Genomic DNA, 13,537 nt, shown 5'->3' with positions numbered 1-13,537 from the left:
GGCGGCCCGCGCAATCGCCGGTAGGCTGTTCACATGTCCGAACCGACCGGTGCCGCCCGCAGGCGCGGGCCCTTCAAGGTCGGGGACCAGGTTCAGCTGACCGACCCCAAGGGCCGCCACTACACGTTCACGCTCGAAGCCGGGAAGAATTTTCACACCCACAAGGGTTCCTTCCCGCACGACGAACTGATCGGCGCACCCGAGGGCAGCGTTGTCCGCACCACCGGGAACGTCGCCTACCTCGCGCTGCGCCCCCTGCTCCCCGACTACGTCCTGTCCATGCCCCGCGGGGCAGCCGTCGTCTACCCCAAGGACGCGGGGCAGATCCTCGCCTTCGCCGACATCTTTCCCGGCGCACGCGTAGTCGAAGCCGGCGTCGGCTCCGGCTCGCTCAGCAGCTTCCTGCTGCGCGCCATCGGCGACCAGGGCATGCTGCACTCCTACGAGCGCCGCGAGGACTTCGCCGAGATCGCCCAGCAGAACGTGGAGCGCTACTTCGGCGGCCCCCACCCCGCCTGGCAGCTCACCGTCGGCGACCTCCAGGACAACCTCTCCGACACCGACGTGGACCGCGTCATCCTCGACATGCTCGCCCCCTGGGAATGCCTCGAGGCCGTCTCCAAGGCCCTCGTCCCCGGCGGCATCGTCTGCTGCTACGTGGCGACCACCACCCAGCTCGCCCGGACCGTCGAGTCCATCCGCGAGATCGGCTGCTTCAACGAGCCGAGCGCCTGGGAATCGATGATCCGCAACTGGCACATCGAGGGCCTGGCCGTCCGCCCGGACCACCGCATGATCGGCCACACCGGCTTCCTCCTCACCGCCCGCCGCCTCGCCGACGGCGTCGAGCCACCCATGCGCCGCCGCCGCCCCGCCAAGGGCGCCTACGGCGAGGACTACAGCGGCCCCAACGCCGACGCAGGCGCCGGCCGCTGACACGACCCCCGCACAGCGCTCAACGACACCACGCCGTGGCCGAGTTCCCGGGACACCCCGGAACTCGGCCACGGCGCCTTCATGTTGAGGCCCGCCACACCCCCGTACCCCCACGCGGAGCCAGGTGCGCGCAGCCGCCCGCCGCCCTGCGAACCAGGCGTCCGAGATCCCGCACCCCGCCGTTCCCCCACCCTGTGACGTGTGGCACGATGCTGGCCAATCCCCCACCCCCACCGGCACAGCCACCCCAGGAGACGCTCCTAGTGCAGCAATCCGCCGTCCCGGAACTCGCGCACACGCACACCCGGCCCATCCACTGGGTCGCCACCGCCGCAGCGGTGGCCGGCGTCGTGGCCTTCTCCTCGGTCGTGCAGCCCAAACCGGCGACCGCGGCCCAGGCCACCGGCCAAGGCGCCAAACCCGCCACCGTCGCCGCCCCCTCCACCACCGGCGTCGACTTCCCCCTCGACTGCGGCCCCGTGAAGACCCTCGTCATGAAGAAGGCCACCGGAGACCTGGACGGCGACGGCAGGCCCGAGACCGTCGCCGCGGTCCACTGCGACGCCCCCATGGGCACCCCGCCCGACGGCCTCTACGTCCTCGCCCGCAGCGACGGAGCCGTCCACGCGCGCGTGGTCGCCACCCTCGTCGACCCCAAGGACCGCACCAACGTCACCGGCCTCGCCATCACCGACGGCGCCGTCCTCGCCACCCTGCTCGGCTACTCGACGCCGAACGTGCCCAGTTGCTGCCCCGACATCAAGGACAGCGCGAAATGGCAGTGGAAGGACGACAGGTTCATCCGCTCCACACCCGCCGGCGCCCACAGCGTCTGAATCACGCCACTTCAGGCTGTGAGAAATCAGACAACCGTCACCCGGCGCACACGCCCGCTCACTCGGCGTCCGGCCCGAACACCTCGACCCTGTCCGAAACCCGCCGCACATGAATACAGTCGCCCGGACACTCCCGCGCCGAGTCCACCACGTCCGTCAACAGCGGCAACGGCACCGGCACCGTCGCCCCCTTGTCCTGCAACAGCTCGTCCTCCGCGCTCTTGACATACGCCAAACCATCGATGTCCAGCTCGAACACCTCAGGCGCGTACTGAGCGCAGATACCGTCGCCGGTACAGAGATCCTGGTCGATCCAGACCTCCAGAGCCTCGCCGCCGACACCGGCCTCCTGCTGCACGCTCACATCTCCTGCCGTTTACGGTCGAGCCCCATGGGAACGATGCAGGCTCTGACGGGTGTTGAACACTTCGACCCTACCCTCGGCCGCTTTCCAATCATGTTCGGTGGGTATTCCCCTGGCGTGAGGGAGAGCGCAAGGGTGAAGATCGGACACACCCCGACAGTCTTTGTGATCTAGGGGTTTCAATCGACACCCACCCAGGTAGGGTCTGGAAGCGTCCAGCTCCCCTTGGAGGAGGTGAGGACCGTGGCAGCCCACGACGACGACATGAACCGCGGCATCCGCCCGGGACGAGGGTCCGACGACCCGGCCGGGCAGATTGCCTACCTTGAGCAGGAGATCGCCGTCCTGCGACGTAAGCTCGCCGACTCTCCGCGACACACGAGGATTCTCGAAGAGCGGATCGTCGAGCTGCAGACCAACCTGGCCGGCGTGTCCGCCCAGAACGAGCGACTCGCCAACACGCTCCGTGAGGCCCGCGACCAGATCGTGGCCCTCAAGGAGGAAGTCGACCGGCTCGCACAGCCCCCGGCCGGCTTCGGAGTCTTCCTCGCGGCGAACGAGGACGGCACAGCCGACATCTTCACCGGAGGCCGCAAACTCCGCGTGAACGTCAGCCCCAGCGTCGAGCTCGACGAGCTCCGACGCGGCCAGGAACTGATGCTCAACGAAGCGCTCAACGTGGTCGAGGCCATGGCCTTCGAACGCGTAGGCGAGATCGTCACCCTCAAGGAGATCCTCGAGGACGGCGAGCGCGCCCTGGTCCAGGGACACACCGACGAAGAAAAAGTGGTACGGCTCGCCGAACCACTCCTCGACGTCGTCATCCGCCCTGGCGACGCCCTCCTGCTCGAGCCCCGCTCCGGCTACGTCTACGAGGTCGTCCCCAAGAGCGAGGTCGAGGAACTCGTCCTCGAAGAGGTCCCCGACATCGGCTACGAGCAGATCGGCGGCCTCGGCGGACAGATCGAGGCCATCCGCGACGCGGTCGAGCTCCCCTACCTCTACCCCGACCTCTTCAAGGAGCACGAGCTGCGCCCGCCCAAGGGCGTCCTGCTCTACGGGCCCCCCGGATGCGGCAAGACGCTCATCGCCAAGGCCGTCGCCAACTCGCTGGCCAAGAAGGTCGCCGAGGTCACCGGCCAGGCCACCGGCAAGAGCTTCTTCCTCAACATCAAGGGCCCCGAGCTCCTCAACAAGTACGTCGGCGAGACCGAGCGACAGATCCGCCTCGTCTTCCAGCGCGCCCGGGAGAAGGCCAGCGAGGGCACCCCCGTCATCGTCTTCTTCGACGAGATGGAATCCCTCTTCCGCACCCGCGGCTCGGGCGTCAGCTCGGACGTGGAGAACACCATCGTCCCGCAGCTCCTCGCCGAGATCGACGGCGTCGAAGGCCTGCAGAACGTGGTCGTCATCGGCGCCTCCAACCGCGAGGACATGATCGACCCCGCCATCCTGCGCCCCGGCCGCCTCGACGTGAAGATCAAGATCGAGCGCCCGGACGCCGAAGCGGCCAAGGACATCTTCCAGAAGTACCTCACCGAACGGCTCCCGCTGCACGCCGAGGACGTGGGCGAGCACGGCGGCGACAAGACCACGACCGTCCAGAGCATGATCCAGACGGCAGTGGAACACATGTACGCCGAATCCGAGGAAAACCGCTTCCTGGAAGTCACCTACGCCAACGGCGACAAGGAAGTCCTCTACTTCAAGGACTTCAACTCCGGCGCCATGATCGAGAACATCGTGGGCCGCGCCAAGAAAATGGCGATCAAGGACTTCCTCGAAAAGAACCAGAAGGGCCTCCGCGTCTCCCACCTCCTCCAGGCATGCGTGGACGAGTTCAAGGAGAACGAGGACCTTCCCAACACCACCAACCCCGACGACTGGGCCCGAATCTCCGGAAAGAAGGGCGAACGGATCGTCTATATCCGTACCCTCATCACCGGAAAGCAGGGCGCCGACACCGGACGCTCCATCGACACGGTGGCGAACACCGGACAGTACCTGTAAGAACAGGGCGGCTGCGGGTGCCCACCACGGGCACCCGCAGCCGACTGCTTTTCAGGCCACGGCTGGAGCAAGGCAATGACGCAAATGATCTCCCCACCAGCGCAGAGGCGTTCTAGGCTCTTCCGTACCGCCGGGTCGCGCAGTGCGGGGACGGGCACCGCACACGCACCGGAGCACCACCGGTATCTGAGCGGCGCCCACGACCGAGGGTGCCGCCGGGCAAGGAGGGCCGCATGACCGTACGGCGAGTAATGGGCATCGAGACGGAGTACGGCATCTCCGTCCCCGGCCACCCCAACGCCAATGCCATGCTCACCTCGTCCCAGATCGTCAACGCCTACGCGGCGGCGATGCACCGGGCCCGGCGGGCCCGCTGGGACTTCGAGGAGGAGAACCCGCTGCGCGACGCGCGAGGCTTCGACCTCGCCCGCGAGGTCGCCGACTCCAGCCAGCTCACCGACGAGGACATCGGCCTCGCCAACGTCATCCTCACCAACGGCGCCCGCCTCTACGTCGACCACGCACACCCCGAATACAGCGCCCCCGAGGTCACCAACCCCCGCGACGCCGTCCTCTGGGACAAGGCCGGCGAGCGGATCATGGCCGAGGCGGCGGAACGGGCCGCCCAGCTGCCCGGCGCACAGCCCATCCACCTTTACAAGAACAACACCGACAACAAGGGCGCCTCCTACGGCACCCACGAGAACTACCTGATGAAGCGGGAAACCGCCTTCTCCGACATCGTGCGCCACCTCACGCCCTTCTTCGTCTCCCGCCAGGTCTTCGCCGGAGCGGGCCGCGTCGGCATCGGCCAGGACGGCCACGAACACGGCTTCCAGCTCAGCCAGCGCGCCGACTACTTCGAGGTCGAGGTCGGCCTGGAGACGACGCTGAAGCGCCCGATCATCAACACCCGCGACGAGCCGCACGCGGACGCCGAGAAGTACCGCCGCCTGCACGTGATCATCGGCGACGCGAACCTCTCCGAGATCTCCACCTATCTCAAGCTGGGCACGACGGCCCTGGTCCTGTCCATGATCGAGGACGGCTTCATCGCCGTCGACCTGGCCGTGGACCAGCCCGTCCGCACCCTCCACCAGGTCTCCCACGACCCGACCCTCAAGCGCCTGGTCACCCTCCGCAGCGGCCGCACACTCACCGCGGTCCAGCTGCAGATGGAGTACTTCGAACTGTCGCGCAAGTACGTCGAGGAGCGGTACGGCGCCGACGCCGACGACCAGACCAAGGACGTCCTCGCCCGCTGGGAGGACACCCTGAACCGCCTGGAGAACGACCCCATGAGCCTCGCCGGCGAACTGGACTGGGTCGCCAAGCGCGAACTCATGGAGGGCTACCGGCGCCGCGACGGCCTCGACTGGGACGCCGCCCGCCTCCACCTCGTCGACCTCCAGTACGCCGACGTACGGGCCGAGAAGGGCCTCTACAACCGTCTCGTGGCCCGCGGCCGCATGAAGCGACTCCTGGACGAGACGGACGTCGAGCGGGCCAAGAGCCAGCCCCCTGAGGACACCCGCGCGTACTTCCGCGGCCGCTGCCTCGAGCAGTACGCCGACGACGTCGCCGCGGCCTCCTGGGACTCGGTGATCTTCGATCTGCCGGGCCGCGACTCGCTCCAGCGCGTCCCAACCCTGGAACCGCTTCGCGGAACGCGAAATCACGTCAAGGAGCTCCTGGACCGCTGCCGCACGGCAGAAGACCTGGTCAGGGTCCTCTCCGGCGGCTGAACGGACCCCCGGACCCAACCGGCCGGACAGGGTGGAAACCCCGCCGTCCGGGAATCATCGAGGTGGCCCCCGTACGTTGTGGCAACTACGGGGCCGATGTCAGACCCGGCTTGTAGGGTCTGATCATCACCGATCGGCAGGAAAGCCGACCTGTCGACCATGTCGGGCGAACTGAGCGGGGTGAGGGTTATGGCGACCAAGGACACCGGCGGCGGCCAGCAGAAGGCGACGCGCTCCACGGAGGAGGTCGAAGAGCAGGCGGCGGAGACGCAGGCCTCCGAGGACCTCAAGGAGCGACAGGAGAAGCTGAGCGACGACGTGGACTCGGTTCTTGACGAAATTGACGATGTACTCGAAGAGAACGCGGAGGACTTCGTTCGAAGTTTCGTTCAGAAGGGCGGCGAGTAGCCTTCGAATTGAAGGCCTCGGGGGATCTTGTGGCGCTAATCGGAGGCGGGGTGAAGTGTTGCTCGCGGTGCAAGCAATCCAAGCCGCGGGCGGCCTTCGCAAGTAACAAGTCCATGCGTGATGGTCTCCAGGCGTACTGCCGGGAGTGCTCGGCGGAGTGCTACCGGCAGCGCCAGGAGGCAAAGGGGCGGTCGGCGCGTGAGAAGGTGCACGTCCCGCCCGGGCACAAACACTGCCGGGGCTGCGGTGAGGTGAAGCCCCATGGCGATTGGCATCGTAAGAACAGCGTGCCTGATGGCCTTGCAAGCCGTTGCAAGGCATGCAAGGCGGCTAGTGAACCAGCTGGTCATCTTCGTCGGAAGTACGGCATCACCGAAGCCGACCGTGGTGAGCTGATCGCTTCACAGATGGGTGTCTGCTGTATCTGTCTGGCGGCACCGGCCACGCAGGTTGATCACTGTCATGAGACGGGTAGGGTCCGTGGCGTACTGTGCTTCAACTGCAATTCCGGCCTCGGCCTGTTGAGGGATGACCCCGCAGCTGCGTACCGAGCGGCCGATTACCTGGAAGGAAACGCGTGGAAGCCAACACTCGTAGCACCGGGCGTCTACCAGCTGCCTTCCTGACGCCTGGGTCGTCCTCCTTCATGGACTTTCTCTCCGATCACCAGCCGGAGATGCTGCCCGGCAACCGGCAGCTGCCCCCGATGCAGGGTGTGATCGAGGCGCCGCACGGCACGACGATCGTGGCCGTGACGTTCCCGGGCGGGGTCGTGCTCGCGGGTGACCGGCGGGCCACCATGGGCAACGTCATCGCGCAGCGGGACATCGAGAAGGTCTTCCCGGCGGACGAGTACTCGGCCGTCGGCATCGCCGGCACCGCCGGTCTGGCCGTGGAGATGGTGAAGCTGTTCCAGCTGGAGCTGGAGCACTTCGAGAAGGTCGAGGGGGCGCAGCTCTCGCTGGAGGGCAAGGCGAACCGGTTGTCGACGATGATCCGTTCGAATCTGGGCATGGCGATGCAGGGTCTGGCGGTGGTGCCGTTGTTCGCGGGGTTCGACGTGGACCGGGGCAAGGGGCGGATCTTCTCCTACGACGTCACGGGCGGTCGTTCCGAGGAGCATCACTACGCGGCGACGGGTTCGGGCTCGGTGTTCGCGCGGGGTGCGATGAAGAAGCTGTTCCGTGGTGATCTGAGTGAGTCCGAGGCCACGACGCTCGTGGTGCAGGCTCTGTATGACGCGGCGGACGACGATTCGGCGACCGGTGGTCCCGATGTCGCGCGCCGGATCTATCCGATCGTCACTGTGATCACCGACGACGGTTTCCGTCGGCTGACGGACGGGGAGTCCTCCGAGATCGCGCGGTCGATCCTGGAGCGTCGTCTGGAGCAGCCGGACGGTCCGCGCGCCGCGCTGCTGTAGTCGGTCGTCTGTTGTGTTTGCCCAGGTGATCCAGGTGATCCAGGTGATCCAGTGACTTTGACAGAAAGGGACGGATAACCGGTGTCGACGCCGTTCTATGTCTCACCCCAGCAGGCGATGGCGGATCGCGCGGAGTACGCGCGTAAGGGCATCGCTCGTGGCCGCAGCCTGGTCGTGCTGCAGTATGCCGACGGCATTGTGTTCGTCGGCGAGAACCCGTCCCGTGCGCTGCACAAGTTCAGCGAGATCTACGACCGGATCGGCTTCGCGGCCGCCGGTAAGTACAACGAGTACGAGAATCTGCGGATCGGTGGTGTCCGGTACGCCGATCTGCGTGGTTACACCTATGACCGGGACGATGTGACCGCGCGTGGTCTGGCCAACGTCTATGCGCAGACGCTGGGCACGATCTTCTCCTCGGCGGGTGAGAAGCCGTATGAGGTGGAGCTGGTCGTGGCCGAGGTCGGTGAGACGCCGGACGGGGATCAGATCTATCGGTTGCCGCATGACGGGTCGATCGTGGACGAGCACGGTTCGGTGGCGGTGGGCGGTAATGCGGAGCAGATCGGCAGTTATCTGGATCAGCGTCATCAGGACGGTATGAGTCTTGCGGAGGCGCTGAAGCTGGCGGTGCAGGCGCTGTCCCGTGACACCAACGGCACGCAGCGGGAGATTCCGGCGGAGCGGCTGGAGGTGGCGGTGCTGGATCGTACGCGGCCGCAGCAGCGGAAGTTCAAGCGGATCGTGGGTCGTCAGCTGGGTCGGTTGCTGGAGGTCGACGGTGCGTCCACGGAGGCGGAGAGCTCTGACGAGGAGTAGGGCCGTCGGTCTTCGTTCGTAGTCGCTGTGATCCCTGTTTGTGCCCCGGTCGGTGTCTCGGCCGGGGCACAGGGTGTCTCAGGAGGCGTTCGGTGGCGCTGTGGAGCCTCGTACGACGAGTTGGACGGGGATGTCCCCGTCGTCCGGTGTGCGGCCTTCCAGGACGGCCAGGAGGGCCTGCATGCCGCGTTCGCCGAAGAGCTCGGCGTCGAGTCGTACGGTGGTGAGCTCGGGGTCGAGGGCGGTGGCGAGGGCGAGGTCGTCGAGGCCGGTGACGGAGACGTCGTCGGGGACGCGCAGGCCGAGTCGGCGTAGGGCTTTGTAGGCGCCGGCGGCGAGTTTGTCGTCGTCGCAGACGAGGGCGGTGGGGTGGGGGCCCGGGGTGCTGAGCGCGGCTGAGGCGGCGGCCAGGGCGCCGTCGATGGAGATCGGGGCGGGTGCCGTGCGCAGGGTTGTCCCGGGCGTGGCGGCGATGCGTGCGGCGAGTTCACGGGCGCGTACGTCGAAGGTCCAGGAGGGCACGTCTGCGGCGAGGTGCAGGAAGCGGCGGTGGCCGAGGTCGAGGAGGTGGTCGGCGATCTGGCGTACGCCGTCGGCGATGTCGAGGTTGACGGTGGCCGCGCCGAGGCTTCCGGAGGGGTCGCTGTCGAGCATGACGAGGGGGAGTTGGTCGCCGCGGATGGCGGTGAGGGCGTCGGCGGCCATGGAGGAGGCGAGGACGCCGTCGAGGGCGGCCTGGGCGGAGGCGAAGGGGTCGCGGGCGGGGCCGACGCCTTCGGGGGAGGGGTAGAGGACGACGCCGAAGCCGTGTTCGGCCGCTACTCGTGCGGCGCCCGTGTACACCCCGGCGAAGAATTCCGTGGTGAGGGCGGGGACCACCAGCAGGACGGTGCGGGTGTGGCCGAGGCGGAGGTTGCGGGCGGCGAGGTTGGGTCGGTAGCCGAGGTCGTGGGCGGCCTGGCGGACGCGTTGGGCGGTGGTCTCGGAGACGCGGCCGCGCCATTTGTCTCCCAGGACCAGGGAGACGGCGGCCTGGGAGACTCCTGCGGCCTGGGCGACGTCACGGCTCGTCGGGCGCGTGCTGGCTCGTGCCACCGTGGGTCTGCTCCTTCGTCTGGACTGGTGAACAGCGCACATGGTACGTATGACAAGAGACGTTATACGTAAAACTTCGGGGTGGCTCATCGCCTCGGGCGAGCCGACGGAGGCGGGACATTGGCCGCGGGATACCTGGAGATCCTCAGGGCGAGGCATGCCGCCCGGCTGCTGACGGGCACCCTGGTCGGCCGGCTGCCGAACGCGACGGCCGCGATCGCCATCGTGCTGTTCGTGCGGGCCGAGGGCGGCACGTACAGCCTCGCGGGGGTGCTGGCGGCGGTGTACGGCATCGCCAACGCCGTCGGGCAGCCCCTGCTGGGGCGGCTGGTCGATCTGCGCGGGCAGCCGCGGGTCCAGCTGCCCGCCGCGCTGGCCTCGGCGCTCGCCATGGCGGTGTTCGCCTTCGCGGGCACGGATCCGCTTGCGCTGGCGTACGCCGCGGTGGCGGCCGCCGGACTGTTCACCCCGCCGCTGGAGGGCGGTCTGCGGGCCCTGTGGCCGTCGGTGCTGCGCCGCGAGGACCAGGTCCACACGGCGTACGCCATGGACGCCGTCGCGCAGGAGGTGATGTTCACGGTCGGCCCGCTGCTGGTGACCCTGTGCACGTCGCTGTGGTCGGCGCGGGCTGCGCTGCTGGTGCTGAACGCCGTGGGGGTGCTGGGGGCGCTGTCCGTGGTGGTGTCGGCCCCTTCGCGCGCGTGGCGGTCGGATCCGCGCGAGGCGCACTGGCTGGGCGCGCTGCGTTCGCCGGGGCTGCTCGCGATGCTGGGCTCGTTCCTGTTCGTCGGCATCGCGATGGGGTCGATCACGGTGGCCTCCGTGCCGTACGCGGACGAGCACGGCGGTGACGCGGTGTACGGCTGGCTCATGGCCGCGCTGGGGCTGGGGGCGCTGCTGGGCGGTGTGGTGTACGGGGCGCGGCGGTGGGCGGGTGCTCCGGAGCGGCGACTGCGGGTCCTGGTGGCGTTTTTGGCGGTGTGTTATCTGCCGTTGACGGCGATGCCGGGCGCGGTGGCGATGGTGGGGCTTGCGGCGCTGGCGGGGGTGTTCCTGGCGCCGGTGCTGGCCTGTGCGTTCGTGCTGGTGGACCGGCATGCGCCGCGGGGGACGGTGACGGAGGCGTTCTCGTGGCTGGTGACGACGTTCACGGTGGGGGCGTCGGTCGGGACGGGTGTGGCGGGGCCGGTCGTCGAGGCGGGCGGGGCGCTGTGGGGGTTCGCGGTGCCGGGTGCGGCGGGGGCCGTGGCGCTCTTGGTTTTGCTGGCCACGGGGCGGGTACTTGCAGTTCCCGCTGGGAGTGGGGTGGTTGCGGCTTCATCGGAAAATGATCCAAACCGTGCTGCCGAACCCCGTTTCAGTTCAGGGGATCGGGCGTAATGTTCACTCATGGACCGCCGCATTTTCGGGCTGGAGAACGAGTACGGCGTCACATGTACGTTCAGGGGACAGCGGCGCCTGTCTCCCGACGAGGTGGCGCGGTACCTCTTCCGCCGTGTCGTGTCATGGGGCCGAAGCAGCAATGTCTTTCTGCGGAACGGCGCCCGCCTCTATCTCGACGTGGGATCGCATCCGGAATACGCGACACCGGAATGTGACAATGTGACCGAACTGGTCACCCACGACAAGGCCGGCGAGCGCATTCTCGAGGGACTCCTGGTGGACGCGGAACGACGCCTGCACGAGGAAGGAATCGCGGGCGACGTCTACCTCTTCAAGAACAACACCGACTCGGCGGGCAACTCTTATGGTTGCCACGAGAACTACCTGGTGGCCCGGCACGGGGAGTTCTCCCGGCTCGCGGACATCCTGATCCCGTTCCTGGTGACCCGGCAGCTGCTGTGCGGCGCGGGCAAGGTGCTGCAGACGCCCCGTGGGGCGGTCTACTGCGTCAGCCAGCGGGCCGAGCACATCTGGGAGGGCGTCTCCTCGGCGACGACCCGCTCGCGGCCCATCATCAACACGCGTGACGAGCCGCACGCGGACGCGGAGCGTTACCGTCGGCTGCACGTCATCGTGGGCGACTCGAACATGTCCGAGACGACGATGCTGCTGAAGGTCGGCGCGACGGACCTGGTGCTGCGCATGATCGAGGCGGGCACGGTGATGCGTGATCTGACCCTGGAGAACCCGATCCGGGCGATCCGCGAGGTCAGCCATGACATCACGGGCCGGCGCAAGGTGCGGCTGGCCAGCGGTCGGGAGGCGTCCGCGCTGGAGGTGCAGCGCGAGTACTACGAGAAGGCCGTGGACTTCTGCGAGCGTCGTGGGATTCGCACGGGCACCGTCGAGCAGGTCCTGGAGCTGTGGGGCCGCACGCTGGACGCGATCGAGGCGGAGGACCTCGACCGGATCGGGACCGAGATCGACTGGGTGATGAAGTATCAGCTCATCGAGCGGTACCGGGCCAAGCACAACATGACCATGTCGCATCCGCGTGTGGCGCAGATAGACCTCGCTTATCACGACATTCACCGTCGTCGTGGTTTGTACTACCTGTTGGAGCGGAAGGGACAAGCCGCCCGGATCTGCAACGACTTGAAGATCTTCGAGGGCAAGTCGGTTCCGCCGCAGACCACTCGGGCGCGGTTGCGCGGCGACTTCATTCGGCGGGCTCAGGAGCAGCGCCGGGACTTCACGGTCGACTGGGTGCATCTGAAGCTGAACGACCAGGCGCAGCGCACCGTGTTGTGCAAGGACCCGTTCCGTTCGGTGGACGATCGGGTGGAGAAGCTGATCGCCGGTATGTGAGCAGCGCGTTGCGCACCAGGAGTGGAACGCAACACGGGCGCCGTACGTTTTCCGTACGGCGCCCTTCTCACGCCGTAGAGTTGCGCGCACGCCATCACAAGATCGACCGATTACGAGGCCTTCACCGTGCGCCGACGCTCACTCATCCTTGCCGCCGTACCCGTAGGACTGGTCACGCTCTCCGGGTGCGGGGACGAGAAGTCCGACTCGAGCAAGGCGAGCGACAGTGCGTCGTCTGCGGCCTCGCCGTCAGCCTCGGCGACGTCGGCGGCGCCTCCGCCGAAGATCGTCGACGGTCCGTTGCCGGCCATCACCGCGGGTGTGAAGTTCGACGAGAAGCCGACGGTCGCCAAGGGCAGCGGGGATCCGTCGTCGCAGCTGGCGGTGAAGACGGTGATCGCGGGCGGTGGGAAGGTCGTGGCGGAGGGCGACTACATCCAGGCGAACTACCTGGGTCAGATCTGGGACACGGCGAAGGTCTTCGACAACTCCTACGACCGTAAGACGCCGCTGGTCATCCAGCTTGCCGAGGGCAGCATCATCGACGGCTGGCGGTATGCGCTGACGGGTAAGAAGACCGACAGCCGGGTGGAGTTCTCGGTGCCGCCGACCTGGGGTTACGGCAAGGAGGGGAACTCGCAGGCGGGTATCAAGGGCACCGACACGCTGGTGTTCGTGGTCGATGTGCAGGCGACGTTCGACGCCAAGAGCTCGGCCGAGGGCACGGACGTGGCGCAGTCGGACGCGAAGCTGCCGAAGGTGAGCACGAACACCGACGGCAAGGCGCCCAAGATCGAGATCCCCAAGGTCGACCCGCCGAGCAAGCTCGTGGCGAACTACGTCATCGAGGGCGACGGCGACGAGGTCGCGGCGGACAGCAGTCTGCTGGTGCAGTACGAGGGCGTGGTCTGGGACACCGGCAAGGAGTTCGACTCGACGTACAGCCGTAGCGCGCTGACGTCGTTCTCGTTGTCGCAGGTCGTCAAGGGGTGGGCGCAGGGGCTGACGGGGAAGAAGGTCGGCAGCCGGGTGGTCATCGTGATTCCTCCGTCGCTGGGGTACGGCGACAGCCCGCCGAGCGGCAGCGGCATCGAGAAGGACTCCACGATGGTGTTCACCGTGGACATCCTCGCGAAGATGTGACGCCCCG

The 13,537-nt window shown here is 67.7% G+C and carries 13 protein-coding genes; 11 read left to right on the top strand and 2 right to left on the bottom strand.

Annotated elements, in window-relative coordinates:
* Positions 1-33: 33 nt before the first annotated feature.
* Positions 34-936 carry a tRNA (adenine-N1)-methyltransferase gene (locus OG562_RS07345; protein ID WP_266395020.1) on the top strand — a complete coding sequence of 301 codons (903 nt, stop codon included), beginning with the start codon at positions 34-36 and terminating at the stop codon, positions 934-936.
* Between the two features lie 263 nt (positions 937-1,199).
* Positions 1,200-1,772: a hypothetical protein gene (locus tag OG562_RS07340; RefSeq protein WP_266395017.1), complete on the top strand. Its 573-nt coding sequence runs from the start codon at positions 1,200-1,202 to the stop codon at positions 1,770-1,772.
* Positions 1,773-1,830: 58 nt separating this feature from the next.
* Here the strand turns inward: OG562_RS07340 and OG562_RS07335 are convergent, their stop codons facing one another.
* Positions 1,831-2,136 (bottom strand): ferredoxin, encoded by a 306-nt coding sequence (locus OG562_RS07335; RefSeq protein WP_266395015.1) that lies wholly within the window; start codon positions 2,134-2,136, stop codon positions 1,831-1,833.
* Positions 2,137-2,379: 243 nt separating this feature from the next.
* On the opposite strand from OG562_RS07335, the gene arc reads away from it, so the two are divergent.
* The 6 genes from arc to prcA all read left to right on the top strand — a co-directional run bounded on the left by arc (position 2,380) and on the right by prcA (position 8,541).
* A complete protein-coding gene (gene arc / locus OG562_RS07330) occupies positions 2,380-4,146 on the top strand; it encodes a proteasome ATPase (RefSeq protein ID WP_266395012.1) in 1,767 nt (588 codons plus the stop codon).
* Positions 4,147-4,379: 233 nt separating this feature from the next.
* A complete protein-coding gene (gene dop / locus OG562_RS07325; protein WP_353962836.1) occupies positions 4,380-5,891 on the top strand; it encodes a depupylase/deamidase Dop in 1,512 nt (503 codons plus the stop codon).
* Between the two features lie 189 nt (positions 5,892-6,080).
* Complete coding sequence (locus OG562_RS07320) at positions 6,081-6,299, top strand: ubiquitin-like protein Pup (protein ID WP_030955201.1); 219 nt, start codon at positions 6,081-6,083, stop codon at positions 6,297-6,299.
* Between the two features lie 113 nt (positions 6,300-6,412).
* The gene (locus OG562_RS07315) at positions 6,413-6,925 is read left to right on the top strand and encodes an endonuclease VII domain-containing protein (RefSeq protein ID WP_266395001.1); all 513 of its coding nucleotides are present in this window, start codon (positions 6,413-6,415) and stop codon (positions 6,923-6,925) included.
* Positions 6,877-7,722, top strand: a complete 846-nt coding sequence (gene prcB, locus OG562_RS07310) for a proteasome subunit beta (RefSeq protein ID WP_266394999.1) — start codon at positions 6,877-6,879, stop codon at positions 7,720-7,722. The genes OG562_RS07315 and prcB overlap by 49 nt, the downstream gene beginning before the upstream one ends.
* A gap of 81 nt (positions 7,723-7,803) precedes the next feature.
* Entirely contained in the window at positions 7,804-8,541 is a 738-nt protein-coding gene (gene prcA, locus OG562_RS07305; protein ID WP_266394997.1) for a proteasome subunit alpha, read from the top strand.
* Between the two features lie 78 nt (positions 8,542-8,619).
* On the opposite strand, the gene OG562_RS07300 is transcribed toward prcA, so the two are convergent.
* A complete protein-coding gene (locus OG562_RS07300) occupies positions 8,620-9,636 on the bottom strand; it encodes a LacI family DNA-binding transcriptional regulator (RefSeq protein ID WP_266394995.1) in 1,017 nt (338 codons plus the stop codon).
* Positions 9,637-9,756: 120 nt separating this feature from the next.
* Between OG562_RS07300 and OG562_RS07295 the strand changes: the two genes are divergently transcribed.
* The 3 genes from OG562_RS07295 to OG562_RS07285 all read left to right on the top strand — a co-directional run bounded on the left by OG562_RS07295 (position 9,757) and on the right by OG562_RS07285 (position 13,530).
* Positions 9,757-11,016 carry an MFS transporter gene (locus OG562_RS07295; RefSeq protein WP_266394993.1) on the top strand — a complete coding sequence of 420 codons (1,260 nt, stop codon included), beginning with the start codon at positions 9,757-9,759 and terminating at the stop codon, positions 11,014-11,016.
* A gap of 9 nt (positions 11,017-11,025) precedes the next feature.
* The gene (gene pafA, locus OG562_RS07290; RefSeq protein WP_007499792.1) at positions 11,026-12,387 is read left to right on the top strand and encodes a Pup--protein ligase; all 1,362 of its coding nucleotides are present in this window, start codon (positions 11,026-11,028) and stop codon (positions 12,385-12,387) included.
* 126 nt (positions 12,388-12,513) lie between these two features.
* Entirely contained in the window at positions 12,514-13,530 is a 1,017-nt protein-coding gene (locus OG562_RS07285) for an FKBP-type peptidyl-prolyl cis-trans isomerase (RefSeq protein WP_266394989.1), read from the top strand.
* The last annotated feature ends 7 nt before the right edge of the window (positions 13,531-13,537 follow it).

The sequence above is a fragment of the Streptomyces sp. NBC_01275 genome (genome assembly GCF_026340655.1).
In the GTDB taxonomy this organism is placed as follows: domain Bacteria; phylum Actinomycetota; class Actinomycetes; order Streptomycetales; family Streptomycetaceae; genus Streptomyces.
Note: the sequence above shows the minus strand (reverse complement) of the source record. Positions and strands in the feature narration are given on the sequence as shown.